The organism is Streptomyces sp. NPDC104313 (assembly GCF_055583985.1).
Genome location: NZ_JBVJMW010000001.1, coordinates 38,008 through 62,796, shown reverse-complemented (window position 1 = coordinate 62,796; position 24,789 = coordinate 38,008). Strand labels below are relative to the sequence as shown.

Below are 24,789 nucleotides of genomic sequence, written 5' to 3'. Positions count from 1 at the left end.
CCCCCAGTGTCGTACGGGAGTGTCCTGAAGGTCTGCGCGCACCCCGGCCGGTCAGCGGCTCAGCCCCGCTCGCAGACGAAGATCGCCGTGCCCGGGATCAGGTTGCCACGCAGCGGGGACCAGCCGCCCCACTCCTGGCTGTTCCAGGCGGGCCATTCCGGTTCGACCAGGTCGACCAGCCGGAAGCCGCCCGCCACCACGTCCCGGACCCGGTCGCCCAGTGTGCGGTGGTGTTCCACATAGAGGGCTTCGCCGTCCTCGTCCTGCTCGACATAGGGGACGCGGTCGAAGTAGGAGGCGGCGACGGACAGCCCCTCGGGCCCGGGCTCGTCCGGGAACGCCCAGCGGATCGGGTGCGTCACGGAGAACACCCAGCGCCCGCCGGGCCGCAGCACCCGGTGGACCTCGCGGAAGACCCGCACGGGGTCGGCGACGAACGGCACCGCCCCGTACGCGGAGCAGGCCAGGTCGAAGGACCCGTCCCGGAACGGGATCCGGCCCGCGTCGGCCTCGACCAGGGGTACGTCCCCGCCGATCCGCAGGGCGTGCTGGAGCTGGCGGTGGGAGAGGTCGAGCGCGACCGGGCGGGCGCCCCGGCCGGCCAGCCAGCGCGAGCACTGGGCGGCGCCGGCGCCGATCTCCAGGATGTCCAGACCCCTGAGGGAGGCGGCCGGCCCCAGCAGGGCGGCGTCCGCCTCGTCCAGCCCTTCCGGACCCCAGACGAAACGATCGTCCCCCAGGAAGCCGCCGTGGTCGCTCTGGTAGGTGTCGGCGTTCCGGTCCCACCAGCCGCGGCTGGCCCGGCTGCTCTCCGCCCCGTCCGCCGCGCGGCGCGTGGCCTCGGGCTCTGCGGGTTCTGCGGAGTGGGTCCCGTGGATCTCTTGGCTCATCGTGCCCGTCGTTGTAGTTTGCCTTCACCCGTCGCGCGCGGTACGTACCAGGGGGCGCACCCCGGGGGTACGGACGCGCGTCCGCGACCCTGTGCCGTAGTGTTCTCGGGCCGATGTGGCCTCGGGGAACACGAGTTGTGCCGGAATTGGGGCGATGTGCCCCGGGTGTGCGCCTTCGCGCATTGACCCTGTCCGGCTGCCCCCGTATGCTACAAGTTGCGCTGCGAGCCTGCGCGCCTCAGACCTAGCAGGCCGCGCTCGCGTCTGTTGTATGTCCCCTCGGTTGTCGAGGCGTCTCTCCGGAAACGGATTGCGCGCTTTCCAGGCTGTCCGGCTTCTGCAGAGGCGATACGGGCTTTCGGCGTAGCAGTACCTACGACTCTCTGTCCGTACCGGAGCCCTTTCCCACATGACGAGCAGCACCGAGACCACCGCCACCACTCCGCAGGTTGCGGTCAACGACATCGGCGACGCGGACGCGTTCCTCGCGGCGATCGACGAGACGATCAAGTACTTCAACGACGGCGACATCGTTGACGGTGTCATCGTCAAGGTTGACCGGGACGAAGTTCTCCTCGACATCGGTTACAAGACCGAAGGTGTCATCCCGAGCCGCGAGCTCTCGATCAAGCACGACGTCGACCCGAACGAGGTCGTCAAGGTCGGCGACGAGATCGAGGCCCTGGTTCTCCAGAAGGAGGACAAGGAAGGCCGCCTGATTCTCTCGAAGAAGCGCGCTCAGTACGAGCGTGCTTGGGGCACCATCGAGAAGATCAAGGAAGAGGACGGCATCGTCACCGGTACCGTCATCGAGGTCGTCAAGGGTGGTCTCATCCTCGACATCGGCCTCCGTGGCTTCCTGCCGGCGTCGCTCGTCGAGATGCGTCGCGTCCGCGACCTCCAGCCCTACGTGGGCAAGGAGCTCGAGGCCAAGATCATCGAGCTGGACAAGAACCGCAACAACGTGGTCCTGTCCCGCCGTGCCTGGCTCGAGCAGACCCAGTCCGAGGTTCGCCAGACGTTCCTCACCACCCTGCAGAAGGGTCAGGTCCGCTCCGGCGTCGTCTCCTCGATCGTCAACTTCGGTGCCTTCGTGGACCTGGGTGGCGTCGACGGTCTCGTGCACGTTTCCGAGCTGTCCTGGAAGCACATCGACCACCCCTCCGAGGTTGTCGAGGTCGGCCAGGAAGTCACCGTCGAGGTTCTCGACGTCGACATGGACCGCGAGCGCGTCTCCCTGTCGCTCAAGGCGACGCAGGAAGACCCGTGGCAGCAGTTCGCCCGGACGCACCAGATCGGTCAGGTCGTCCCGGGTAAGGTCACCAAGCTCGTTCCCTTCGGCGCGTTCGTCCGCGTCGACGAGGGCATCGAGGGTCTGGTCCACATCTCCGAGCTGGCCGAGCGCCACGTGGAGATCCCGGAGCAGGTCGTCCAGGTCAACGACGAGATCTTCGTCAAGGTCATCGACATCGACCTCGAGCGTCGTCGCATCAGCCTCTCGCTGAAGCAGGCCAACGAGTCCTTCGGTGGCGACCCGGCCTCGGTCGAGTTCGACCCGACGCTGTACGGCATGGCCGCGTCGTACGACGACCAGGGCAACTACATCTACCCCGAGGGCTTCGACCCCGAGACCAACGACTGGCTCGAGGGCTTCGAGGCGCAGCGCGAGGTCTGGGAGACCCAGTACGCCGAGGCGCAGACGCGCTTCGAGCAGCACCAGGCCCAGGTCATCAAGTCCCGCGAGGCCGACGAGGCTGCTGCGGCCGAGGGCGCTGCTGCCCCGGCCGGTGCTGCTCCGGCCGCCTCCGGTGGCAGCGGTGGCGGTGGCGGCGGCGGCTCCTACTCCTCGGAGTCGGCGGACAACTCCGGCGCCCTGGCGTCGGACGAGGCCCTTGCCGCGCTGCGCGAGAAGCTCGCGGGCGGCCAGAGCTGACGCTCTGACCCCGGCGGCTCATCGGCTGCGGTAGCTGTAAAGCGGTAAGTGAGGCCCGTCCCTTCGGGGGCGGGCCTCACTCGTGTTCGCGGGGCGGGGCGGTCAGGGGGTGACGGCGATGTTGGTCAGCCCCTTGCCGCCGGTGACGGTGTTGCTCGCGTACACGGTGGTGCGGCAGTCGGAACCGCTGTTGGTGACGTTGACGGCGAGTCGCTTGTCGCCGGTGGCCCCGGAGAGGTTCGAGGCGTTGTCGCGGAAGACGGTGCCACAGCCCCAGCCGCTCTGCTGGGTGTGGGTCTCGTAGCCGTTGTTGGTGGTGCGTGAGCCCTTGTTGCCCTCGACCAGGACGTCGTTGCCCTTCACATCGACCCAGGAGTCGTCGTAGTTGGCGCCGGTCAGCCCGTCGCCGTCGAAGGTGTTGCCGATGATCCTCGCGCCGGTCGTGCCCTCCTTGATGTCGATGCTCTCGCCGCCGACACCGGGGCCGATGATGTTGTTCAGGATCTGTGCGTTGTCGCTGCGGTCGGAGAGGCCGCCGGCCGAACCGACGTACACGCCCTCGCCCATGCCGCGTCCGTTCTGCCCGGTGTCGTAGATCCGGGAGTTCTTCAGAACGCCGTCGTTGCTGGAGGCACGGAAGTGGACGCCTTCCATGTCGAGGTCGTGCACGGTCACCGAGTCGATCACGACACCGTTCGCCGCGTCGGTCATGATGCCCTTCTGGCCGCCCTTGACCGTGACGCCCCGGACGGTCCAGTACGAGGCGCCGTTCAGGTGCAGCCCGTAGCCGCCGCCCGCGGTCAGGACCGCCCTGCTGGAGCCGGTGAGGGTGATCCGCGCCCCGGAGGAGCCGGGCCGTGTGGCCTTGAAGTTCCCGGTGTACGTGCCGTCGGCGAGCCGGATCGTGTCACCGGGGGAGACGGTGGTGAGCGCCGACTTGAGCTGGGCCGCGGTGCTGACCTCGATGACCGCGGCGGTCGCGGGCCCGGCGCCTGCCAGGGTGAGAGTGCCGGCGGCCAGGGTGGCGGCGAGCAGGACGGTGAGGGGGGAGCGGCTGCGCATGGGGGTGCCTTCCCGTCGGAGGAGTCGTCCAGCTGTTCTCTCGTGCGGATACGTTCCCATTCGGTTCTCGTACATGAATATGGGGCGCGTGTCTGAACGAGCGTTGCCCAGCGACGGTAGGGATGGCGGCGGGGTGCGTCAAGGTCTGGACCAGGATCGGCCGGTGATGCCGGTGATGCCGGTGATGCCGGTGATGCCGGTGGTACCGGCGAGGCCGAACCGCTCCTGCGGTATGGGCTGCTGACGCGCCGTGAACCGTCCTCACCGGGGAAAGATCCGGGTGCGGGGAATGCGCGTGTCACCCCTCGTGTTGTTTCCAAGGAATACGAGGAGGAGCGGTAACCGTGCTTGATCCGCAGAGTTTGTACGAATGGGAGCCGAAGGGCCTGGCCGTCGTCGACATGGCGCTGGCGCAGGAGTCGGCCGGCTTGGTCATGCTCTACCACTTCGACGGCTACATGGACGCGGGCGAGACCGGCGAGCAGATCGTCGACGGCCTGCTCGAAGCGCTGCCGCACCAGGTCGTCGCGCGCTTCGATCACGACCGGCTCGTCGACTACCGCGCACGGCGCCCCCTGCTCACCTTCCGGCGCGACCGCTGGACGTCCTTCGAGGCCCCGGCCCTTCAGGTGCGGGTGGTCCAGGACGCCACCGGAGCGCCCTTCCTGCTGCTGTCCGGCCCGGAGCCGGACGTCGAGTGGGAGCGGTTCGCCGCCGCCGTCGAGCAGATCGTCGAGCGCCTCGGCGTCCGGCTCACGGTGAACTTCCACGGCATCCCGATGGGCGTCCCGCACACCCGCCCCGTCGGCATCACCCCGCACGGCAACCGCACCGACCTGATGCCGGGCCACCGCAGCCCCTTCGACGAGGCCCAGGTGCCCGGTTCGGCCGAGGCCCTCGTCGAGTACCGGCTGATGGAGTCCGGCCACGATGTCCTCGGGGTCGCCACCCACGTCCCGCACTACGTCGCCAGGTCCTCCTACCCGGACGCGGCACTGACCGCGCTGGAGGCGATCACCGCGGCGACGGGTCTCGTGCTGCCCGCGCTCGCGCACTCCCTGCGCACCGAGGCGCACCGCACCCAGACCGAGATCGACCGGCAGATCGGCCAGGGTGACCAGGAGCTGATCTCCCTCGTCGAGGGGCTGGAGCACCAGTACGACGCCGTCGCCGGCTCCGAGACGCGCGGCAACCTCGTCGCCGAGCCGGTCGACCTGCCGTCCGCCGACGAGATCGGCCGCGAGTTCGAGCGCTTCCTCGCCGAGCGGGAGGGCGAGGGCTGAGCGCCCCCGCCCGGCCCGTAGGCTGCGGCCCATGCTGAAAGTGGGCCTGACCGGCGGCATCGGCGCCGGTAAGAGCGAAGTGTCGCGACTGCTCGTGAAGTACGGCGCCGTCCTGATCGACTCCGACCGGATCGCCCGTGAGGTCGTCGAGCCGGGTACTCCCGGACTCGCCGCCGTCGTCGAGGAGTTCGGGCCGGGTGTCCTGACCGCCGAAGGCGCTCTGGACCGCCCGGCACTCGGCGCGCTCGTCTTCGCCGACGCCGGGCGTCTGGCGGCGCTCAACGCGATCGTCCACCCCCTGGTCGGCGCCCGCGCGGCCGAACGGGAACGGGCGGCCCCCGAGGACGCCGTCGTCGTCCACGACGTCCCCCTCCTCACGGAGAACGGGCTCGCCCCCCTCTACGACCTGGTCGTGGTCGTCGACGCCTCCGCCGGGACCCAGCTCGACCGGCTTGTCACGCTGCGTGGAATGACGGAGTCCGACGCACGTGCCAGGATGGCCGCACAGGCCACCCGTGACCAGCGCCGGGCCGTCGCCGACCTGATCGTGGACAATGACGGGCCGCTGGAGGCGCTGGAACCGCAGGTCCGCACGGTCTGGGACGAGTTGGTCCGCAGAGCTGCCGCCCGCTGAGTCCGCGTACGGGGACGCCCCGGCCGGATGTACCGGAGTACCGGCTCCGGGGCGGACGGTGGGAAACCCGTGACGGTGGGAAACCCGTGAGGGAAGGGAAGGACGCGACCGTGCCCGAGAGCGATCCGCAGACCCACGTCATCGACTTCCCGGCGGCCGGGCAGTTGCTCGACGCCCGGGACCCCCCCGGGGTGCCGTGGGGCATCCTCGACTCGGTGATCGCCGCGCACCCGGAGCACACCACCGCCCGGCTGCTCCGGGCCCGTGCTTTCTTCGCCGCCGCCCAACTGCGTCCCGCCGAGCTGGAATTCGAGCTCGTGCTGGAGAGTGAGCCGGACAGCGCGTTCGCCCACTTCGCCCTGGCCCGCACCTTCGAGCGGGCCGACCGTCCCCAGCGGGCGACCCGGCACTTCCGCCTGGCGGCGGCGCTCGACCCGAAGCCGGAGTACCTCCGGGCCGCGAAGTTCGACGAGCAGGGCTGAGCGACCGGGCCGACGGTGTGCCGATGGTGTCACGGAGCGGGCCGACGGTGTCCGGGGCCCGGCGGACCCGGTCGACGGGGTCCGGACGCCCTAGGAGTGTCCCGAGGAAGGACCGGCCCGGCCTCCGTTCTTCCAGCCGCTGTGCCTGCCGGGCCCCGGCCGATGCGGACGGTCGTCGTCGTGGTCCGGTTGATACGGCGGGACATCGCGGCCCGGCTGATAGCGCGAGCCCTGGCGTATGCGGTACGTGATTACGCAGAGGTCGAGGATCGCGAGCAGCAGCACCGCCGCGCAGGCCGCCGCCCAGCCCGGCCGTCCGGTCAGGGAGAACGCCACCAGGCCGAAGAGCGCCCAGAGTATCCCCCACAGGCTCAGCCAGAGCCGCATCCGCAGCGGACTGCGGGCGGTCGCGGGTTCACTGCCGGTACGCATGGCGACCACCTCACTCCCCAGCATGGACCCGCCCGACGGCGTACGGAACAGAACGCGGCGCACAAGGGAGGGGCATGACGCTGCGAGCTCCGGTGCTGACCCGGCGTGATGGGTGGGGAACCTCGCTCGGTGACGGCTCGTTCGTCCTTCATGAGCGAATCTCTGGTACGCGAGGGGTACGAAGGGACCGGCCCCGGAGCCATCACGCCGGACGGGTGCGCGGTCGAGCTGTATCGCCGACTGTCCGTCGGTGAGGAGCCGGACGTGATCGCGGGCGTGGCCCCCGCCGGGGCGAGCATTCTCGAACTGGGCTGCGGGGCGGGCCGGGTGACACATCCGCTGGTGCGGCGCGGGTTCCGTGTGACGGCGGTGGACGAGTCGCCGGAGATGCTGGAGGCAGTCGTGGGGGCGCGCAGGGTGCGGAGCCCCATCGAGTCGCTGGATCTGGGCGGCGAGCGGTTCGACGTGGTGCTGCTCGGCTCCTTCCTGGTCCACGCGGGCGAGCACCGGGTGCGTGACGGGATGCTGCGCGTCTGCCGTGACCATGTGCGGGACGACGGGATCGTCCTCGTGCAGCGCGAAGGGGGCGCGCACCGCTCGGAGCTGCCGTGGGAGCGGACCGACCCGTCCGGCGGCCTGATCCGGATCGTCTCCGCGGATCCGGTGGGCGACGGTGTGCGCTCCGTGCGCGTGGAGTATCACTTCGACGACGCCCGGTGGACGCAGACGTTCCTGTCGCGGGAGCTGTCCGACGGGGACCTCGCCCGGCACCTGGAAGTGGCCGGACTCGCCGTGGACCGCGCCCTCACCGATGACGGCACCTGGCTGCTGGCCCGCCCCGTGCTCTGAGGGGCCGCGGCCGGCCGGCTCCCGTCGCCGTCCGTCCCTGTCGCTCAGTGCACGAAGCTGTAGCTGCGCCACGGACCGCTGCCCGGCGCCGTCACATCGCTGAAGCGGGTCGGTACGTACGTCGTCCTGCCGCCCGTGCAGTCGCGAGTGCGGTACAGGACGACGTCGACCAGCGTCCCGTTCTCCACCTCGTGGGCCCCCGCCGGGGCGATCCGGTGGCAGCCGCGTACCGGCGGGCTGTTCACCTGCAGCACCGCTTCGCGCTCCGTCGTGTACGTCACCTGGCCCACCGCGGTGCGGCCGAGCCCGGAGCAGCCCGAGACGGCGAGGGCGAGGAGCGAGGCTCCGGCGGCGATCCCGAGGCGGCGGTGTCGGCGGGGAACGGTGGCGGTCACGGACATGGGCGGGTCCTCGTCTGCTCGTCCGGTGCTCGTCCGGCGGTGGGGCACGTCGGGGGAGACGTGCTGGCGCTGGCCACCCTGCCCGCCGGGCGGGGCCCCGGCATCCGGCGCGCGGCCGACCGGGCGAGCCAGGGATTCGATGAGGTTCACTATGCGGCCAAATGGGGCATAAGGTGCGTAGGGATGTTATGCAGTCGGGCATGCGTCCGCTCCCACTCCTCCGAGGGGGCTGCAATGGTTGAATTCCTGGTGATCGCGTTGGTGGTCGTGCTCTGCGCGGGAGCGCTGTACGCGGCCTCCTCGGCGCGGGTGATCCGGCAGTACGAGCGCGGTGTGGTGCTGCGCCTCGGCAGACTGCGGGACGACGTGCGGCGGCCCGGCCTCACGATGGTCGTGCCGGGGGTGGACCGGTTGCGCAAGGTCAACATGCAGATCGTCACCATGCCCGTGCCCGCCCAGGACGGCATCACGCGGGACAACGTCACCGTCCGCGTGGACGCCGTCATCTACTTCAAGGTGGTCGACCCGACGAGCGCCGTCATCGCGGTGGAGGACTACCGGTTCGCCGTCTCGCAGATGGCCCAGACCTCGCTCCGGTCGATCATCGGCAAGAGCGACCTGGACGACCTGCTCTCCAACCGCGAGAAGCTGAACGAAGGGCTGGAGGTCATGATCGACAGTCCGGCGGTCAGCTGGGGCGTGCAGATCGACCGGGTGGAGATCAAGGACGTCTCGCTGCCGGAGACCATGAAGCGTTCCATGGCCCGCCAGGCGGAGGCCGACCGGGAGCGCCGCGCCAGGGTGATCAACGCCGACGCGGAGCTCCAGGCCTCGAAGAAGCTGGCCCAGGCGGCCGGGGAGATGTCCGAGCAGCCCGCCGCGCTCCAGCTGAGGCTGCTGCAGACCATCGTCGCCGTCGCGGCGGAGAAGAACTCCACGCTGGTGCTGCCCTTCCCGGTGGAGCTGCTCCGGTTCCTGGAGCGCGCGCAGCAGCCGACGGCGGAGGGAACGGACACGGGGCGGGCGGGTGGGCAGGCGTCGGCGAACGGCGCGGCCGAGCGGCCCCCGCTGTCCTCGGAAGAAGGATCACCGCCTCCGGAGGCGGAGGCGCTCGAAGGGCGGGTACCCGAAGAAGGGGCCGCAGCGGCCCCCTCGACCGCACCGACGGATTCCGAACCGTCCTCCTCCAAACCGTTCGCCCATCACTGAGCGTGCTGGACGCAGCTGCGGGGCGGGACCTGGCACAGGCCGGGTCCCGCCCCGTTGAGCTGGGGTGACGCGGCCGGATCCCGCGGTGTCGGACCTCCCGCCTAGACTCACGGAGTCAGCACATTCCGTGCCGACGGAGACCGTGGATCAGTGGATCAGCGGATCAGGTGGGAGGAGGTGGCGGACATGACGGCACGGACCCGAGAGGGCGAGCAGCGGGAGACCGGGGACACGTCCCGGACCGCCGACGCCGGACGCCTGCTGCGCTGCGCGGCGGTCTTCCTGCCCGGCCAGGTGCCCAGGGACGGCCGCATCGCCTTCTGGGACCCGCTCGTGGACGCTGCCCCGTGGCACGGCGACGGCGCGCAGGGGCGGAGCGGGACGCCCTTCGCGTACGCGGAACCCCCCGGCCGCCCCGACCCCGTTCCGTACACCACCGCCCGGCTCACGGTCGTCCGGCCGGACCCGGCGGCGGGCCCCGGGAGTGTCCGTGCCGTCGCGACGCCCGCGGCGCTGCTGTCCGTGGCCGACGCGCTGCCCCTGCTCGTCCGGGCACGTCATCACGCCTCCGCTCACCCAGCCACCCGCTGCTGGGGCGCGGCCGCGCTGCACGCCCTGCGGCTCGTCGCCCGCGGCAGGCTCCTCCCCGGACTCACGGCGGACGGTCACGACGCCTGGCGGGCGGGCCCGAGGGACGCCGAGGATGTCGCGCATCTGCGGGCGGTCGCCGCCGCCCTGCCGGCCGAGGGGCACGCCGCGCCGGTCCCCGGTTCCGAGCCGCCCCGGCTCCCCGACCCCGAGGCCCTGATCGCGGCGTTCCTGGACGCCGTCGCCGACACCCTGCCGCGCACGCCCGCCGCGGCGTTCGCGATGGGCGCGCCATTCGCCGCCCGCGAGGCCCAGTATCTGCCCCATGCCGCGGCCTGGGCCGTGGAGGTCGCCTCGGGCCTGGACGCGGGCGTGCGGGTCTCGCTGCGCCTGGACCTCTCCGCGTACGAGCTGTTCGACACCGCCGACACCTACGCGGTCACGGCCGCCCACGAGAAGGCGGAGACCCCCGGCGGATCCGCGCGGCCGGAACACCCGGACGACCCGGCGGTCCGGCACGCCGCCGCTGCCGTCGTCCAGGTCCACAGCCTCGCCGACCCGACCTACGTGGTGGACGCGGCCGCCCTGTGGAACGGCACGACGGGCGAGCCGTTCGGGCCGCGTGCCCGGGTCGACGCGGTGCTGGCGCTGCGCCGCGCCGCCCGCGTCTGGGCCCCGCTGGAACGGCTGCTGGGGCAGCCCGCCCCCGATGTGTTCGCGATCACCGAGGACGAGCTGTACGAGCTGCTGAGCGACGCGGGATCCCGGCTGGCCGCCGCCGGGGTCGAGGTGCACTGGCCGCGTGAGCTGGCCCGTTCGCTCACCGCGACCGCCGTCGTGCGGCCGGCGCCCGGATCGGCCACCGACGGCACGTCCTTCTTCGACGCCGAGCACCTCTTCGCCTTCGACTGGCAGCTGTCCCTGGGGGAGGAGCGGCTGACCGAGGCGGAGATGGACACCCTGGCCGAGGCCCACCGCCCGGTGGTGCGGCTGCGCGACCAGTGGGTGGTCGTCGACCCCGCCCTCGTACGCAAGGCGCGCAAGCGGGAGCTGGGGCTCCTGGATCCGGTGGACGCGCTCGCCGTGGCCCTCACGGGCAGCGCGGAGGTGGACGGCGAGCGGGTGGACGCCGTCCCCGCCGGGGCGCTGGCCGCCCTCCGTACGCGGATCCTCAGCCAGGACGCCACGATCGCGCCCCCGCCCGGCCTCGACGCGACCCTGCGCGACTACCAACTGCGTGGTCTGGCGTGGCTGGACCGGATGACCTCGCTCGGGCTGGGCGGCTGCCTCGCCGACGACATGGGCCTCGGTAAGACGATCACCCTCATCGCCCTCCATCTGCACCGGGCGCACCCCTCGCCCACCCTGGTGGTCTGCCCCGCTTCTCTCCTCGGCAACTGGCACCGCGAGATCAACCGCTTCGCCCCCGGCGTCCCCGTGCGCCGCTTCCACGGCACGGACCGGATGCTGAGCGACCCGGACGGCGGCTTCGTCCTCACCACCTACGGGACCATGCGCTCCAACGCGGCCCGGCTCGCCGAACAGAGCTGGGGCCTGGTCGTCGCCGACGAGGCGCAGCACGTCAAGAATCCGCACTCCTCCACGGCCAAGGCGCTGCGTACCATCTCCGCCCCGGCCCGGGTCGCACTCACCGGCACCCCCGTCGAGAACAACCTCTCCGAGCTCTGGGCGCTCCTCGACTGGACCACACCCGGACTGCTCGGCCCGCTCAAGGCGTTCCGGGCCCGGCACGCCCGGATCGTGGAGAACACCGGCACCGCCGCGGGCCTGGGCAACGAGGAGGCGGTGGAGCGGCTGTCCCGGCTGGTCCGGCCCTTCCTCCTGCGGCGCAAGAAGTCCGACCCCGGCATCGCCCCCGAGCTGCCGCCCAAGACGGAGACCGACCACCCCGTCTCCCTCACCCGTGAGCAGGCCACGCTCTACGAGGCGGCCGTCCGCGAGACGATGGCGCAGATCGAGGCGGCGGAGGGCATCGCCCGCCGGGGTCTCGTCATGAAGCTGCTGACCTCGCTCAAGCAGATCTGCAACCACCCGGCCCAGTACCTGAAGGAGGAGCCGACCCGGCTCACGGGCCGCTCGGGCAAGCTCGCCCTGCTCGACGAACTGCTCGACACGATCCTGTCCGAGGGCGCCTCGGTGCTGATCTTCACCCAGTACGTGACGATGGCGAAGCTTCTCTCCGCGCACCTCGCCGCCCGCGCGATCCCCTCCCAGCTCCTCCACGGCGGTACGCCGGTGGCCGAGCGGGAGCGGATGGTGGACCGCTTCCAGTCCGCCGAGGTCCCCGTCTTCCTGCTCTCCCTCAAGGCGGCCGGCACCGGGCTGAATCTGACCCGTGCCGCCCACGTCGTCCACTTCGACCGCTGGTGGAACCCCGCGGTGGAGGAGCAGGCCACCGACCGGGCCTACCGGATCGGCCAGACCCAGCCCGTGCAGGTCCACCGGATCGTCGCGGAGGGCACGGTGGAGGACCGGATCGCTGAGCTGCTGGAGTCCAAGCGGGTCCTCGCCGACGCGGTGCTCGGCAGCGGCGAGAGCGCCCTGACCGAGCTCAGCGACCGGGACCTCGCCGACCTCGTATCGCTGCGGAGGCCCGCATGAGCCCGCGCCCGACCACCGGCCCGGCCGCCCGGAGACCGGCCGCCCGCGCCCGGCCCGGCCCGGACGATCTGCGGCGCACCTTCGAGGCGGTGCCCGCCCGCACCTCCGGACAGGACGAGCCCTTCGCGGGCAGCTGGTGGGGCCGGGCCTGGGTGGACGCGCTGGAGTCGCTGTCGATGGACGAGGCCCGCCTCGCCCGCGGACGTCACTACGCCGACGACGGCCAGGTCGCCGCGATCACGGTCACCCCCGGGCGCGTCGTCGCCTATGTGCACGGCAGCAGGGCCCGCCCCTACCGTGCCGAGCTGCGGCTGCGCACCTTCACCGACCCCGGCTGGGAAACCCTGCTCGACGCGGTCGCCGCCCACCCCGGCCATCTGTCCGCGCTGCTGGCCAAGGAGATGCCGCACTCCTTGGCCCACACCGCCGAGGAGGCCGGTGTCCGGCTGCTGCCCGCCGCCGACGACCTCGACCCCAGCTGCACCTGCCCCGACCACGGGCGGCCCTGCAAGCACGTCGCCGCCCTCTGCTTCCAAACGGCCCTGCTGCTCGACAGCGACCCGTTCGTCCTGTTGCTGATGCGGGGCCGGGGCGAGCGCGAACTGCTGGAGGAGCTGGGCCGGCGCAACGCCGAGCACACCGCCCGCGAACGCCCCGCCGCCCCCGCCGTCCCGTCGGTCGGGGCCAGGGAGGCTCTCGCCGCCCGCTTCCTGCCGCCGCTCCCGGCCCCCCTGCCCGTACCGCCGTATCCCGGCCAGCCACCCTCGTATCCGGATCTGCCCGGCGCCCGCGACCCGTTGGGCCTGGACCACCTCGCCGCCGACGCCGCCGCCCGCGCCCACGCCCTGCTGACCACGGGCCGTGATCCGCTGGCCGGGCTCACCCCGTGGCAGGACGCGGTCCGCCTCGCCGCCGCACGGCCGACCGCCGGGCTCACCGCCACCACCCGCGCGCTCTACCGGGAGCTGGCCCGTGCCACCGGCCGCACCACCACCGACCTCGCCCGCGCCGTCGCCGCCTGGCGACAGGGCGGTGCCGAGGGCCTCGCGCTGCTGGAGACGCCCTGGGACCCGCCGGCCGGTCCCTTCGACCGGGCCCGCCCCGCGCTCGCCGCCGCCGGCTTCCCGCGCTTCACACCCCGGCGCAACCACCTCACCCACCCGCGGGGTTCGCTCCAGCTCCGCTTCGGCCACGACCACCGGTGGTACGGCTACGAATCCGATCCCGGCGCCGACGACTGGTGGCCGCGCGCAGCTCCGGAACCCGACCCGGTGGCCGCCCTCGAGGCACTGCTGGCCGGCGATGCCGTCCCGGACACCTCCGGGGCCGATCCCCTGTACGTACGGTAAAACCCTTGGCCGACGGTGAGTCGCCACTGTTAGCGTCCTCGACGTGGCGAAACTCAATCAGATCATCGCAGTGGAGAAGGGCGTCAAGTCCAAGGCACACCAGGACCTGACGGCGGCTCATCACGGCCTCCAGAAGACCGGACTGCTGGCCGGGATCTCCCGGACCTACCAGCCCAAGGACGAGGAGGGCGAACAGCTTCCGCCCGAGTCGACCCTCGTCCAGGTCAAGGCCGAGCACGTCCTGAGGGACACCGCGGCCACCCTGACCAGGCTCTTCGACGTGACCGCCACGAAGGACTGGGCGAACTGCTCGGCCAGGGCCGATGTGCTGGTCGACGGCCGGGTGCTGGTGAGCGAGGTGCCCGTGTCGTATCTGCTCTTCCTGGAGAAGCAGCTGACCGACCTCAACACCTTCGTCCGCAAACTGCCCGTGCTGGACGCCGCCGAGGCCTGGGCGCAGGACCCCTCGACCGACTCCTGGAAGACCGAGCCGGTCCGCACGGTCCGCACGAAGAAGGTGCCCCGCAACCACGTGAAGGCGGAGGCCACCGAGAAGCACCCGGCGCAGGTCGAGGTGTACTACGAGGACATCCCGATCGGGTACTGGACGACGGTCAAGTTCTCCGGGGCGCTTCCGGCGCGACGCGTCAACGAACTGCTGGACCGGATCGAGAAGCTCCAGCAGGCCGTGAAGTTCGCTCGCGAGGAGGCCAACGGCGCGGACGTCGCCGACCAGCGAGTGGGTGATGCGGTATTCGGTTACCTCTTCGGGTGACCGACCATGGATTCCCCGGCCGCCGTCTTCGGTGGCCGGGGTGCGCGAGGAGCGCAAGCTGAAACTGAAGCTTGTCGTGAAGGCGCGGTTCCAGTGGAGGTTCGACTCCTCCCTCCGGCACGGGCCGGAGTAGCCCAAGCAGGCAGAGGCAGACCGCCGTCAATCTCAGACTCTTGCTCCAGACTCAGCATTCGCCGCCGATCGCCGGATCGAACGGGCCCGGGCCCGCGCGCGTCGAAATGCCGGTTCAAGTCCGGCCCGCAGAGCTTCGATCTGCGGTGGTCCAAAGGCAGGACGCGACGACATCAGACTGACCCGGATCCTTAAACGTGCCGGCGTGCCCGATGGGCGGCACCATCAGGGCCCGGAGGCCGGCTACGCCTCCGGGCCCGCTCCCGTTTCCGGGGCTCCGGCCCCGGGCGACGGGCGCGTCATGACAGCGAGACGCCCCGCCCCGCGAAGAACCGCTCGAACTCCGTCAGCGGCAGCACGGCCGCCCGCGTCCCGGCGTCCGTCCCCGACGGGTTGTGGAAGTGGACGCCGGACCCGTCGGCCGTCCGCGCGGTCAACAGCACCAGATGCCCGCCCCGCCCCGGAGCGGGCCGCTCCGGATGCCGGATCCCGTAGTGGACGGACGCCAGCACGGTCCGGCCCGCGTCCAGCAGCCCGGAGATCTCGCCCACGTCCAGATGCCGGTGGACCGTGGCTCCGAGCCCGTACACCTCGTTGACGTACTCCGCGAAGGGCGCGTAGACCAGACCCCGGATCCGTCCGTCCACGTCCTGCGTGTACGCCCCGTACCTCAACGCCCCGTCGCGCAGCGCGAACAGGGACGGGGCGTCGACGCCGAGCGCCATGCGCAGGCAGGTCATACCGCACAGATGACCTGCCCAACGCGCGTACTCGGTGGGCGAGGGCGCCCCCGACTCCGCCCAGCCCGGATCCTCGGCCGGATCGAGCCCGCCCTCCACGATCGCCCCGACCAGCTCCGGAGTGGCGAACTGGGTGTGGACGGGGACGGGGCAGAGGGCACAGGTCACTGGCGGTATCCGTTCAGGAAGCGGCCGATGCGGCTGATCGCCGCGTCGAGGTCGTCGGCGTGCGGGAGGGTCAGGATGCGGAAGTGGTCCGGGCGCGGCCAGCTGAAGCCCGTGCCCTGCACCACCTGGATCTTCTCCCGCAGCAGCAGGTCCAGCACGAACTTCTCGTCGTCGAGGATCGGGTGGACCTTCGGGTCGATGCGCGGGAAGGCGTACAGGGCGCCCTTCGGCTTCACACACGAGACGCCGGGGATCTCGTTCAGCCGCTCCCAGGCCCTCTCGCGCTGTTCGTGCAGTCTCCCGCCCGGCGCGACCAGCTCCCGGATGGACTGCCGTCCGCCGAGCGCGGCCTGAATGGCGTACTGGGCCGGGGCGTTGGGGCACAGCCGCATGGAGGCCAGCATGGTCAGGCCCTCCAGGTAGTTGCGGGCGTGCCGGCGGGGACCGGACACAACCATCCAGCCGGAACGGAAGCCAGCCACCCGGTACGTCTTGGACAGGCCGCTGAAGGTGAGGCAGACCAGGTCGGGGGCGAGGACCGCCGCGCTGTGGTGCTCGGCCCCGTCGTACAGGATCTGGTCGTAGATCTCGTCGGCGAACACCATCAGTCCGTGCCGCCTGGCCAGATCGAGGATGCCTTCGAGGATCTCGCGCGGATAGACCGCTCCGGTGGGGTTGTTCGGGTTGATGATCACGACGGCCCTGGTCCGGTCGGTGATCCTGGCGGCCATGTCGGCGAGATCCGGATTCCAGTCGGACTCCTCGTCGCAGACGTAGTGCACGGCCTTGCCGCCCGCGAGCGTGGTCACCGCCGTCCACAGCGGGAAGTCCGGGGCCGGGATCAGCACCTCGTCGCCGTCCTCCAGCAGTGCCTGCACGGCCATGGAGATCAGCTCGGAGACCCCGTTGCCGAGGAACACGTCGTCCACGCCGATCTCGGTGAGCCCGATGGCCTGGTAGCGCTGGACCACCGCCCGCCGGGCGGAGAGGATGCCGCGCGAATCGGTGTAACCGTGCGCCTGCGGCAGCATCCGGATCATGTCCTGGACGATTTCCTCGGGAGCCTCGAAGCCGAAGAGGGCCGGGTTGCCCGTGTTGAGACGAAGGACGCTGTGGCCCGCCTCCTCCAGGGCGTTGGCGTGCTCGATGACCGGGCCCCGGATCTCGTAGCAGACCTCGTTGAGCTTGCTGGACTGCCGGAACTCCATGCGCTGCCTCCCGAGCCGAATTGCGATACTTGGTTTTACCAAGTTTCAGCTTGGAAAGTCCAACAACATGTCTAGACTGCGTCGCATGCCACGTCAGCAGCAGCCAGCAGCACCCCCCGCCCGTCGCCGGAGCTACGACCAGTTCTGCGCCACCGCCCGCGCCCTCGACTCCGTCGGCGACCGGTGGACGCTGCTGATCGTCCGTGAACTGCTGGGCGGGCCACGCCGGTACACGGACCTGCACGCCGATCTGCCCGGGGTCAGCACGGACGTGCTGGCCTCCCGGCTCAAGGACATGGAGCAGGGCGGGCTGGCCCTGCGCCGCAAGCTGCCGCCCCCGTCGGCCGCATCGGTCTATGAGCTGACCGCCCGCGGCCACGCCCTGCTGCCCGTCCTCGCCGCCCTCGCCGAGTGGGGGGCGCCCGCCCTCGCCGAGCGCCGCCCCACGGACGCGGTGCGGGCCCACTGGTTCGCCCTGCCCCTGCTCGGCGCCCTCGCCGGGCTCACCCAGGAGGGCGTCCTCGAAGTCCGGCTGGAGGAGGGCGAGTTCCACCTCCATATCGGTGGGGGAGCGGGCGTCCCGCTCCCGGCCGCCGAAGCGGTCTCCGCGGTGTACGGATACGGTCCCGCCGACCGCCCCGACGCCCGGATCTTCCTCGGCGCCGAAGTGTGTCTGGAGCTCGCGCGAGGTGGGGCGACACTCGCGGAGGCGGTGAGGGAGGGCCGCGTCGAGGTGCTCGGCGAAGGCCCGCTCGCCGCCGAACTGCGGGGCGCCTGAGCCTCCCGCGCGCAAGCGTCACGCCGCCGGTCCGGCGATGATGGAGCCGTGCGACTCGAAGCGATCACCTGGGAACGGCTGGCCGGCGAGCTGGCCCGGTACGCCGACGGGCTGTCCGCCGCCGACGGCGGGCCCTGGCTCGCGCTCGGCATCGACGGCGCGCCGGCCGCCCGCACCGGCGAGAGCGCCGAACGCCTCGCGCGGGAACTGCGGCTGCTCGGCCGCGCCGTGCTCGTGGTCTCCACCGAGGGCTTCCTACGCCCGGCGAGCCTGCGCTTCGAGTACGGGAGGCGGGACCCGGACGCGTACGCCGAGGGCTGGTACGACACCGGGGCGCTGTGGCGCGAGGTGTTCGGGCCGCTGGAGGCGGGCGGCTCCGGCCGCGTGCTGCCCGATCTGTGGGACCCCGTGACCGACCGGGCCACCCGTACCCCGTACCACTGTCTGCCCGAGGGCGGAGTGGTCCTCGTGCACGGCCCGTTCCTGCTGGGGCACTGGTTCCCGTTCGCGCTGAGCGTCCAGCTGCGGCTGTCCCCGGGGGCGCTGCGGCGACGTACGGCGGAGTCGGAACGCTGGACCCTGCCCGCCTTCGCCCGGTACGAGGAAGAGGCGGCGCCCTCGGACCGCGCGGACGTGGTGGTCCGGGCGGACGATCCGTCGCACCCCGCCTGGTCGGGGCTGCCCGGGAGCGGGTAGCCGGCGCGCGGAGCGACACGGGCGGCATCGGACGCGTGGCCCGGCATCGGCCGTCACCGGGGCGGGCGGTTGCCGCTTCCGGACGGCGGCGGCCGAGGGCTACCGGTCCGGCGGTGGCCGCCCGCCCACCGTGGCCACGGCCGCCGCCCCCGCCCGGCAGCCCTCGGCCGCCGCGGTCATGTCGTCGGCCCCGGCCAGTAGGGCCGCGAGGAACCCGCCGGTGAACGCGTCGCCCGCCCCCGTCGAGTCGACCGGCTCGCGCACCGGCGGGGCGGGGACGCGGCCGACGACCTCGCCCCCGGCGGCCACCACGGCTCCCCGCGCGCCCAAGGTGACGACGACGCGCGGGAACCACCGGCTCAACTCGGCCGCCGCGGACTCCGGTCCGGGCCGCCCGGTGAGCAGGCGGGCCTCGTCCGCGTTCGGCAGCAACAGCTCCGCCCCCTCCGCGAACTCCAGGAACCGCTTGGGGCCCAGCTCGCCGAGGAACCCGGCCGACGCCGGGTCCACACTCACCGGTACGCCCCGCTCCACGGCGGTGCGCAGGGCGAGGAGGGCGGCGGTCCGGCTCGTCGCGGCGAACAGGAGATAGCCGGAGAGATGCAGCCGCCCGACACCGTCGAGCATCATGGGCGCGAAGTCCTCGACGGCGAGCCGCAGCACCGCCCCGCCATCGGTCAGGAACGTGCGCTCCGCCGCCGCGTCGACCAGGGCGATGACGGTCGCTGTCGGGAACGCGTCGTCCACCGCCAGGAACGCCCGCACCCCCGCCCGCTCCAGCTCCTCCCGGTGCCAGCCGGCCGACTCCGCCCCCGCCCTGGCCAGCAGCCGGACCTCCCGACAGCCCGAACGCACTGCCCAGCAGGCGACGTTGGCCCCCGCGCCGCCCGGCAGTGTACGGATCCGGGCCGCCGTGTCCGTACCGTGGGCGAGCGCCGATCCGTAGCGCGCCACCACGTCCGTCACCACGTCCCCCACCACCAACAGCCCACCGCCCGCCGCCGGACGGTTCACCGGGAGCCCGCCGCCACGACGGCGATCCGCGCCGCCAGGGCCACGTTTGCGCGTACGGCCGAAAGGTTCGCCTCCAGCGACGCGCCTCCGGTCCGCCGCATCAGCTCATCCAGCAGGAACGGAGTGACGCCCTGCCCCGTGACGCCCCGCTCCCGGCACGCGTCCAGCGCCTCCGCCAGCACCCGGTCGTGCAGTGCCGGATCCAACTGATCCTGTTCCGCTACGGGGTTGGCGACGATCAGAGCGGCTGCCGGGCCGCCCAGCGCCTCCTTCGCCCGGATCACCTCCACCGCCTCCTCGGGGCTGTGCACCGTCCAGTCGACGGGTTGGCCCGAGCTGCTCAGGTAGAAGCCGGGGAAGTGTCCGGTGCCGTAGCCGACGATGGAGACGCCGAGGGTCTCCAGCCGCTGGAGGGTCGCCGGGACGTCGAGGATCGACTTCACCCCCGCGCAGACCACGGTGATCCCGGTGCGGGCGAGCAGCCGCAGATCGGCCGACTCGTCCTGGTTCTCGGCCCACTCCCGGTGGACGCCGCCGAGCCCGCCCGTCGCGAAGACGCCGAGTCCCGCCCGGGCCGCCAGGAACGCCGTCGCGGACACCGTCGTCGCCCCGCTCGCCCCGGCGGCGAGCGCCGGAGCGAGATCGCGGTGCCCGAGCTTGCGTACCGCCGGATCTCCGGCGACCCGCTCCAACTGCTCCTCGCTCAGGCCGATATGGGCCCGTCCGTCCAGAACGGCGATGGTGGCCGGGACAGCGTCGGCGGACCGGACGAGCCCCTCCAGCTCCCGGGCCACGGACAGGTTGCGGGGGCGCGGCAGACCGTGCGCGATGATCGTCGACTCCAGCGCCACGACGGGCAGACCGGCGCTCAGAGCGTCCCGAACCTCCCCCGAGAGCACGGGTACGTAGGCGTTCGTCCCAGGGTTCTCGTGTGCGGCGGGACGCTGGTCCGGTGGGTTCTGTGGCATGCCCCATCCCTGTCGCGGCCGGGAGGGGCGCAAACCATGGACGGACGTCCTGGGGCGGGTCCTGGCCGCAGGGTGGCCGGAAGTGGTCGCTAAGGTGACCGGCCATGACGACATATGACCAGGTCCCCGTCTCCTTCGCCGTGCACATCCCGGACGCCGAACTCGTTCCGGAACCTCTCGATCCGGCGCGGACCCTCTCGGGCGATCCCGTGGTGACGGGCAAGGTGCTGTGGGAATCGGCCGACGGCAAGCAGATCCGGGGGATCTGGCAGATCACGCCCGGCGTGGTCACCGACACCGAGGCGAACGAGCTGTTCGTGGTCGTCAGCGGCCGGGCGACGGTCGAGGTCGAGGGCGGGGCGAGGCTGGAGATCGGCCCGGGGGACGCCTGTGTCCTGCGCGAGGGCGACCGGACGACCTGGACCGTCCACGAGACGCTCCGCAAGGCGTACCACATCAGCCTCTGAGGTCCCCGGCGATGGCCGCGGTTCATGCCCACGGCCGTCTCCGCGGCAGTGGTGAGGGCCGTGGCGACGGTGACAGAGGTGCGGTCCGGCGGTGTGTCAGCCGCTGACCGTTCCCGGCCGTCGCAGGCTCCGGCGCAGGGCGAGCGCGGCGACCGGCAGGAGCAGCGCGGCGCCGATCGCGTTGAGGAGGCCGTACCCCCACTCGGCGACGATCACCCCGGCCGCCGCCCCGCCGACGGCCGCCGCCGCGTTCATGATCAGGTCCGACAGCCCCTGTACCGCCGCGTGGGCGGACCGCGGCACCGCGTCGGTGAGCAGCGCCGAGCCGGCGATCATCCCCGCCGACCAGCCGAGGCCCAGCAGGAACAGGCCCGCGGCGGTCTGCCCGTGCCGGGGCCCGGCGGTGCCCGCGAGCAGCGCGGCGCAGCTCAGCAGTCCGACGGCCAGGCCGATCACGGCCGGCCGGCCGAACCGGTCGGCCAGCCACCCCATCACCGGGGAGAACGCGTACATGCCCGCGATGTGACCGCTGATCACGAGCCCGATCAGCTGGAGACCGGCGCCGTGCCGGCCCAGGTCGACCGGGGTCATGACCATGATCGACACCATGGCGGTGTGCGACACGGTGACCGTCAGCAGGGCGAGCCGCGCCATCGGCGACTCCCGGACGGCCTCGACCCCGGCGCGCAGGGAGCTCCTCGGCGGCCCCGTCGGGCCCTCCGGGGCCAGGGCGCGGGCGGTGAGCAGCGGATCCGGACGCAGCGCGAGCGCCACGACCACCGCGGCGAGCAGGAACACGGCGGCCGAGCACAGATACGGTCCGGCGGCCTCGGGCACCGGCGTACCGCGGAACAGCCGGCTGGCCGGGTCCGAGATGTTGGGGCCCACGACCGAGCCGATCGTGGTGGCCCAGACGACGGTGGAGATCGCCCGCCCGCGCCGCTCCGGCCCCACCAGGTCGGCCGCCGCGAACCGGGCCTGGAGACCGGCCAGGGACCCCGCGCCGAACGCGGCCATGCCGAGCAGCAGCAGCGGGAAGCTGGGCAGCATCGTGGCGAGGACCACCAGACCACCGCCCAGCGCGCCGATCAGATAGGCGAGCGCCAGGCCGGACCTGCGGCCCCGGGCGGCCATCAGGGCGGCCATCGGCAGCGAGAGCAGCGCCGTGCCGACGACGGACGCGGTCGGCGCCAGCCCCGACAGCGCCTGCGACCCGCTCACCTCGGCGGCCAGTATCGGGGCCAGGGCGATGCCGACGGCCACGCCGAGGCCGCCGAGTATCTGGCTGACGATGAGCACGGCCGACGTCCGGCGCTGGAGAGCGGGCAGACCGGCGGCCGTGACCTGGGGGAGGGAGAGCGGTCGTGTCACCGGCGCAGTGTGTCACCGCCCGACCGCCGCCGTGCACCCGGGCGGGTGAACGAGCCCTGACGTGATCGATCGGGCAGGCTCAGGAGCTTCGTTCGGATCGGGCCGGATGCAAGGTGCCGGACCCCGCGAGCCCGGCATGATCCGAACGGGAGTCCCTAGAACAGCGGCCGTGGCAGGACCCCCTCCAGCGCCAGCAGCTGCCGCTTGGTCTCCAGACCGCCCCCGAACCCGCCCAGACCCCCGTCGCTCTCCACCACCCGGTGACATGGCACCACCACCGGAAGCGGATTGGCCCCCATGGCAGCGCCCACCGCCTGAGCCCCCTCCGGCCGGCCGACCCGTGCGGCCAGCTCCCTGTACCCGACGACCGTCCCGTAGGGCACCCCGGACGCCAGCTCGCGGAGCACCTCACGGTGGAACCCGGAGGTGAGCGACCAGTCCAGGTCGAGGTCAAAATCCTGCCTCTCGCCCGCGAAATACGCCGCGAGCGCGCGTATGGGCCCGGCGAGCCGAGCGGAGCCGGGCTTCTCCACCGGCACCGCGCCGAACCGGGTCCGCAACCGGTCGAGAACCGTGTCCCGCACGGCGGGGCGGGCGTGGAAGGACACACTCACCAGACCCGCCCCGGTCGCGGCGAGCAGCAGCGGGCCGATGTCGCTGTCCACGACAGTCCACTCGACGGCCCGCTCGGCATCGGTCCCGTAGCTGTTCATGCCGACCACCGTGTACGACCCGCCACTGACAGTGCCGGGCCCGTCGGCGGGAAACCGACGGGCCCGCCCCCTGCCGCGTCAGCTCGTCGCGTCACGCACCGCGTCGGGGAAGTTGGAGATGATGCCGTCGACCCCGTAGTCGCGGGCCTTCACCGCGTCCGCCGCCTTGTTGACCGTCCACGTGTTCACCCGCAGACGCTTGTCGTGCGGGCCCTTGAGCCGCTGGACGGCCGCCACGTAGTCGGCGCCGATCGTCGCGTAGGAGGGGTTGATCTGATCGGTGAACGCCGCGTACGAGGGCAGCTCGGCCACCGCCGGTGTACCCAGGAAGCCGGTCGTGATGTCGGGGCGCAGGCTGTGCACCTTCTTCACGCTGTCGGCGCCGAAACTCTGGATGACCAGCCGGCTCCGCACATGGGAGCGGTCCAGCCACCCCGACTGTCCCAGGACCCGGATGATGTCCCGCTCGATGCCCGGGTAGGCCGCCGGGCTCTTGATCTCCAGGAGCAGCTTCTGCCGGTTGCGGTCCATGCGCTGCAGGAACTGGGTGAGCGTCGGCACCCGGGCCCCGGTGAACCGCGTTCCGAACCAGCTGCCCGCGTCGAGCTTCGCCAGCTCCGCCGCGGTGAAGTCCTTGACCGCCCATGGCGCCCGGTCGGGGAAGACCTGCTCGGCGTCCGTCGTGCGCTTCAGGTTGTCGTCGTGCAGTACGACCAGCACGCCGTCGCCGGTACGGTGGACATCGTTCTCGACCCAGTCGATGCCGAGCGCGTCGGCGGCGTCGACGGCGGCGAGGGTGTTCTCCGGCGCGTAGCCCGATGCCCCCCGGTGGGCCACGACGACCGGGGCGTCCTGCCGCTCCGGAGTCTCGGGCCGGTCGGCGGGCAGCAGCAGGGCGCCGGCGCCGAGCAGGGCGGCGGCCGTGGTGGAGGCGGTGGCGGTGCGGACGAACACGGGGACTCCTCACGTCGGGAGTGTGCGGACACGCAGAGAGTGACAGCGGACCGCCAACGCCCGGCGGGGCGGCGATGGCCGCGAAATGAACGGAACCTTTGATCCCGGATGCCACCGCCCGAGCAGGGCGCGCGGCCGTGCCGATAAAATGTGCTTTCTTTGTCTGCCTGCCGGGACTCGCCCCTTGGGGGACCCTCCTCGACCCCGGGCTTTCTCGAAGGGCGTACGCGCATGCAAGGAACAGTCGACGGATTCACCTACGGCCTGGTGACCCCGGTCGCGGCTTTCCTCATGGCTGCCCTGGGAGCCGCCCTCGGACTCCGTTGCACCACCCGGTCCCTTCACGCCACACGCTCCTGGCGGGTCGGCTGGCTGGCGCTGGGTTCGCTGTCCATCGGCTCCGGTGTGTGGACCATGCACTTCGTCGCGATGACGGGCTTCACCGTCCAGGAGGCTCCGATCTCCTACGACAAACCCCTCACTTTCGCCGGCCTCGCCCTGGCCGTGCTGATGGTCGGCATCGGCATCTTCATTGTCGGGTACCGCGGCGCGACCCGCATGGCGTTGATCACGGGAGGCACCATCACCGGCCTCGGCATCGCCTCGATGCACTATCTCGGCATGGCGGGCATGCGTATGGACGCGCGGTTCGCGTACGACACCCCCCTCGTCGTCCTCTCGGTGCTGATCGCCGGGTGCGCCGCCACGGGCGCCCTGTGGGCCGCCGTCACCCTCCGGGGAGCCCTCTCCGGCCTCGGCGCGAGCATCCTGATGGCCGTCGCGGTGACCGGGATGCACTACACCGGAATGGCCGCGCTCGACGTGCACCTGCACGTGCCGCCCACCCTGCCGTCCGACCTGGCCGACGTCCTGCCCGGCGACCGGCCCGCCGAGATGATCGGCCCGATGCTGGCCGGCCCCGGCTTCTTCCTGCTCCTCGCCGCCGTGGTGCTGATGTTCGACCCCAGGGCCGTGACCGGCGATCCCGCCCCGGACCCGAGGGCCGGGAAGCGCCCGCGGAGCACCGCCCGCGAGGGGGCGGGAGGGGCTCGGTACCGCTGATCCGGGGCC

Annotated in this window: 24 protein-coding genes and 1 pseudogene; 14 read left to right on the top strand and 11 right to left on the bottom strand. The window is 72.2% G+C overall.

Going from position 1 to position 24,789, the window contains the following annotated elements:
• Positions 1-59 precede the first annotated feature (59 nt).
• Entirely contained in the window at positions 60-890 is an 831-nt protein-coding gene (locus ACZ60Q_RS00285; RefSeq protein ID WP_469626135.1) for a class I SAM-dependent methyltransferase, read from the bottom strand.
• A 409-nt stretch (positions 891-1,299) separates the two neighbouring features.
• On the opposite strand from ACZ60Q_RS00285, the gene rpsA reads away from it, so the two are divergent.
• Positions 1,300-2,823, top strand: a complete 1,524-nt coding sequence (gene rpsA / locus ACZ60Q_RS00280; RefSeq protein ID WP_097963511.1) for a 30S ribosomal protein S1 — start codon at positions 1,300-1,302, stop codon at positions 2,821-2,823.
• 102 nt (positions 2,824-2,925) lie between these two features.
• Here the strand turns inward: rpsA and ACZ60Q_RS00275 are convergent, their stop codons facing one another.
• Complete coding sequence (locus tag ACZ60Q_RS00275; protein ID WP_469626132.1) at positions 2,926-3,885, bottom strand: right-handed parallel beta-helix repeat-containing protein; 960 nt, start codon at positions 3,883-3,885, stop codon at positions 2,926-2,928.
• Positions 3,886-4,229: 344 nt separating this feature from the next.
• Between ACZ60Q_RS00275 and ACZ60Q_RS00270 the strand changes: the two genes are divergently transcribed.
• The 3 genes from ACZ60Q_RS00270 (at position 4,230) to ACZ60Q_RS00260 (ending at position 6,284) form a co-directional block, all read left to right on the top strand.
• A complete protein-coding gene (locus tag ACZ60Q_RS00270) occupies positions 4,230-5,168 on the top strand; it encodes a PAC2 family protein (protein WP_469626129.1) in 939 nt (312 codons plus the stop codon).
• Positions 5,169-5,199: 31 nt separating this feature from the next.
• Positions 5,200-5,802 carry a dephospho-CoA kinase gene (gene coaE / locus ACZ60Q_RS00265; protein WP_469626127.1) on the top strand — a complete coding sequence of 201 codons (603 nt, stop codon included), beginning with the start codon at positions 5,200-5,202 and terminating at the stop codon, positions 5,800-5,802.
• 110 nt (positions 5,803-5,912) lie between these two features.
• Positions 5,913-6,284, top strand: a complete 372-nt coding sequence (locus ACZ60Q_RS00260) for a tetratricopeptide repeat protein (protein WP_469626124.1) — start codon at positions 5,913-5,915, stop codon at positions 6,282-6,284.
• A gap of 90 nt (positions 6,285-6,374) precedes the next feature.
• Here the strand turns inward: ACZ60Q_RS00260 and ACZ60Q_RS00255 are convergent, their stop codons facing one another.
• Entirely contained in the window at positions 6,375-6,740 is a 366-nt protein-coding gene (locus ACZ60Q_RS00255; RefSeq protein WP_469626121.1) for a DUF6343 family protein, read from the bottom strand.
• Between the two features lie 126 nt (positions 6,741-6,866).
• Between ACZ60Q_RS00255 and ACZ60Q_RS00250 the strand changes: the two genes are divergently transcribed.
• Positions 6,867-7,565, top strand: coding sequence for a class I SAM-dependent methyltransferase (locus ACZ60Q_RS00250; RefSeq protein ID WP_469626119.1), 699 nt, complete (start codon positions 6,867-6,869; stop codon positions 7,563-7,565).
• A gap of 44 nt (positions 7,566-7,609) precedes the next feature.
• On the opposite strand, the gene ACZ60Q_RS00245 is transcribed toward ACZ60Q_RS00250, so the two are convergent.
• On the bottom strand, positions 7,610-7,966 hold the full coding sequence (locus tag ACZ60Q_RS00245; protein ID WP_469626116.1) for a hypothetical protein: 357 nt from the start codon (positions 7,964-7,966) through the stop codon (positions 7,610-7,612).
• A 234-nt stretch (positions 7,967-8,200) separates the two neighbouring features.
• On the opposite strand from ACZ60Q_RS00245, the gene ACZ60Q_RS00240 reads away from it, so the two are divergent.
• From ACZ60Q_RS00240 to ACZ60Q_RS00220, 5 genes and pseudogenes are all read left to right on the top strand, one after another.
• Positions 8,201-9,175, top strand: a complete 975-nt coding sequence (locus tag ACZ60Q_RS00240; protein WP_469626113.1) for a slipin family protein — start codon at positions 8,201-8,203, stop codon at positions 9,173-9,175.
• A 186-nt stretch (positions 9,176-9,361) separates the two neighbouring features.
• Positions 9,362-12,385, top strand: a complete 3,024-nt coding sequence (locus tag ACZ60Q_RS00235) for a DEAD/DEAH box helicase (protein WP_469626110.1) — start codon at positions 9,362-9,364, stop codon at positions 12,383-12,385.
• Entirely contained in the window at positions 12,382-13,734 is a 1,353-nt protein-coding gene (locus ACZ60Q_RS00230; RefSeq protein ID WP_469626108.1) for an SWIM zinc finger family protein, read from the top strand. Before ACZ60Q_RS00235 ends, ACZ60Q_RS00230 begins: the two co-directional genes overlap by 4 nt.
• Before the next feature lie 43 nt (positions 13,735-13,777).
• Positions 13,778-14,509 carry a DUF7873 family protein gene (locus ACZ60Q_RS00225; protein WP_469626105.1) on the top strand — a complete coding sequence of 244 codons (732 nt, stop codon included), beginning with the start codon at positions 13,778-13,780 and terminating at the stop codon, positions 14,507-14,509.
• A 34-nt stretch (positions 14,510-14,543) separates the two neighbouring features.
• Positions 14,544-14,629: pseudogene (locus ACZ60Q_RS00220) on the top strand.
• Between the two features lie 311 nt (positions 14,630-14,940).
• On the opposite strand, the gene ACZ60Q_RS00215 reads toward ACZ60Q_RS00220, so the two are convergent.
• Positions 14,941-15,549 (bottom strand): cysteine peptidase family C39 domain-containing protein, encoded by a 609-nt coding sequence (locus tag ACZ60Q_RS00215; protein ID WP_469626102.1) that lies wholly within the window; start codon positions 15,547-15,549, stop codon positions 14,941-14,943.
• Complete coding sequence (locus tag ACZ60Q_RS00210; protein ID WP_469626099.1) at positions 15,546-16,757, bottom strand: pyridoxal phosphate-dependent aminotransferase; 1,212 nt, start codon at positions 16,755-16,757, stop codon at positions 15,546-15,548. Before ACZ60Q_RS00210 ends, ACZ60Q_RS00215 begins: the two co-directional genes overlap by 4 nt.
• Before the next feature lie 85 nt (positions 16,758-16,842).
• Between ACZ60Q_RS00210 and ACZ60Q_RS00205 the strand changes: the two genes are divergently transcribed.
• Positions 16,843-17,535, top strand: a complete 693-nt coding sequence (locus tag ACZ60Q_RS00205; RefSeq protein ID WP_469626096.1) for a winged helix-turn-helix transcriptional regulator — start codon at positions 16,843-16,845, stop codon at positions 17,533-17,535.
• A 48-nt stretch (positions 17,536-17,583) separates the two neighbouring features.
• Positions 17,584-18,231, top strand: coding sequence for a nucleoside/nucleotide kinase family protein (locus tag ACZ60Q_RS00200; RefSeq protein ID WP_469626093.1), 648 nt, complete (start codon positions 17,584-17,586; stop codon positions 18,229-18,231).
• 99 nt (positions 18,232-18,330) lie between these two features.
• Here the strand turns inward: ACZ60Q_RS00200 and ACZ60Q_RS00195 are convergent, their stop codons facing one another.
• Positions 18,331-19,245, bottom strand: coding sequence for a carbohydrate kinase family protein (locus tag ACZ60Q_RS00195; protein WP_469626090.1), 915 nt, complete (start codon positions 19,243-19,245; stop codon positions 18,331-18,333).
• A complete protein-coding gene (locus tag ACZ60Q_RS00190; protein ID WP_469626089.1) occupies positions 19,242-20,213 on the bottom strand; it encodes a pseudouridine-5'-phosphate glycosidase in 972 nt (323 codons plus the stop codon). Before ACZ60Q_RS00190 ends, ACZ60Q_RS00195 begins: the two co-directional genes overlap by 4 nt.
• 104 nt (positions 20,214-20,317) lie before the next feature.
• Here ACZ60Q_RS00190 and ACZ60Q_RS00185 point away from each other — a divergent pair, with 104 nt between their 5' ends.
• Positions 20,318-20,680, top strand: a complete 363-nt coding sequence (locus ACZ60Q_RS00185) for a cupin domain-containing protein (RefSeq protein ID WP_469626086.1) — start codon at positions 20,318-20,320, stop codon at positions 20,678-20,680.
• Between the two features lie 96 nt (positions 20,681-20,776).
• Here ACZ60Q_RS00185 and ACZ60Q_RS00180 read toward each other — a convergent pair whose 3' ends face one another.
• From ACZ60Q_RS00180 to ACZ60Q_RS00170, 3 genes are all read right to left on the bottom strand, one after another.
• The gene (locus ACZ60Q_RS00180) at positions 20,777-21,979 is read right to left on the bottom strand and encodes an MFS transporter (RefSeq protein WP_469627930.1); all 1,203 of its coding nucleotides are present in this window, start codon (positions 21,977-21,979) and stop codon (positions 20,777-20,779) included.
• Between the two features lie 227 nt (positions 21,980-22,206).
• Positions 22,207-22,764 carry a methylated-DNA--[protein]-cysteine S-methyltransferase gene (locus tag ACZ60Q_RS00175; RefSeq protein WP_469626083.1) on the bottom strand — a complete coding sequence of 186 codons (558 nt, stop codon included), beginning with the start codon at positions 22,762-22,764 and terminating at the stop codon, positions 22,207-22,209.
• A gap of 78 nt (positions 22,765-22,842) precedes the next feature.
• Positions 22,843-23,718 carry a glycerophosphodiester phosphodiesterase family protein gene (locus ACZ60Q_RS00170; protein ID WP_469626080.1) on the bottom strand — a complete coding sequence of 292 codons (876 nt, stop codon included), beginning with the start codon at positions 23,716-23,718 and terminating at the stop codon, positions 22,843-22,845.
• 231 nt (positions 23,719-23,949) lie between these two features.
• On the opposite strand from ACZ60Q_RS00170, the gene ACZ60Q_RS00165 reads away from it, so the two are divergent.
• Complete coding sequence (locus ACZ60Q_RS00165; protein WP_469626078.1) at positions 23,950-24,780, top strand: MHYT domain-containing protein; 831 nt, start codon at positions 23,950-23,952, stop codon at positions 24,778-24,780.
• Positions 24,781-24,789: the final 9 nt, after the last annotated feature.

Excerpts from the sequence above, each read along its gene's own strand:
- ACZ60Q_RS00275 (WP_469626132.1), bottom strand. The coding sequence starts at position 3,885 with ATGCGCAGCCGCTCCCCCCTCACCGTCCTGCTCGCCGCCACCCTGGCC.
- coaE (WP_469626127.1), top strand. The coding sequence starts at position 5,200 with ATGCTGAAAGTGGGCCTGACCGGCGGCATCGGCGCCGGTAAGAGCGAA.
- ACZ60Q_RS00165 (WP_469626078.1), top strand. The coding sequence starts at position 23,950 with ATGCAAGGAACAGTCGACGGATTCACCTACGGCCTGGTGACCCCGGTC.
- ACZ60Q_RS00230 (WP_469626108.1), top strand. The coding sequence starts at position 12,382 with ATGAGCCCGCGCCCGACCACCGGCCCGGCCGCCCGGAGACCGGCCGCC.
- ACZ60Q_RS00190 (WP_469626089.1), bottom strand. The coding sequence starts at position 20,213 with ATGCCACAGAACCCACCGGACCAGCGTCCCGCCGCACACGAGAACCCT.
- ACZ60Q_RS00245 (WP_469626116.1), bottom strand. The coding sequence starts at position 7,966 with ATGTCCGTGACCGCCACCGTTCCCCGCCGACACCGCCGCCTCGGGATC.
- ACZ60Q_RS00240 (WP_469626113.1), top strand. The coding sequence starts at position 8,201 with ATGGTTGAATTCCTGGTGATCGCGTTGGTGGTCGTGCTCTGCGCGGGA.
- ACZ60Q_RS00235 (WP_469626110.1), top strand. The coding sequence starts at position 9,362 with ATGACGGCACGGACCCGAGAGGGCGAGCAGCGGGAGACCGGGGACACG.
- ACZ60Q_RS00250 (WP_469626119.1), top strand. The coding sequence starts at position 6,867 with ATGAGCGAATCTCTGGTACGCGAGGGGTACGAAGGGACCGGCCCCGGA.
- ACZ60Q_RS00285 (WP_469626135.1), bottom strand. The coding sequence starts at position 890 with ATGAGCCAAGAGATCCACGGGACCCACTCCGCAGAACCCGCAGAGCCC.
- ACZ60Q_RS00175 (WP_469626083.1), bottom strand. The coding sequence starts at position 22,764 with ATGAACAGCTACGGGACCGATGCCGAGCGGGCCGTCGAGTGGACTGTC.
- ACZ60Q_RS00205 (WP_469626096.1), top strand. The coding sequence starts at position 16,843 with ATGCCACGTCAGCAGCAGCCAGCAGCACCCCCCGCCCGTCGCCGGAGC.
- rpsA (WP_097963511.1), top strand. The coding sequence starts at position 1,300 with ATGACGAGCAGCACCGAGACCACCGCCACCACTCCGCAGGTTGCGGTC.
- ACZ60Q_RS00255 (WP_469626121.1), bottom strand. The coding sequence starts at position 6,740 with ATGCTGGGGAGTGAGGTGGTCGCCATGCGTACCGGCAGTGAACCCGCG.
- ACZ60Q_RS00210 (WP_469626099.1), bottom strand. The coding sequence starts at position 16,757 with ATGGAGTTCCGGCAGTCCAGCAAGCTCAACGAGGTCTGCTACGAGATC.
- ACZ60Q_RS00185 (WP_469626086.1), top strand. The coding sequence starts at position 20,318 with ATGACGACATATGACCAGGTCCCCGTCTCCTTCGCCGTGCACATCCCG.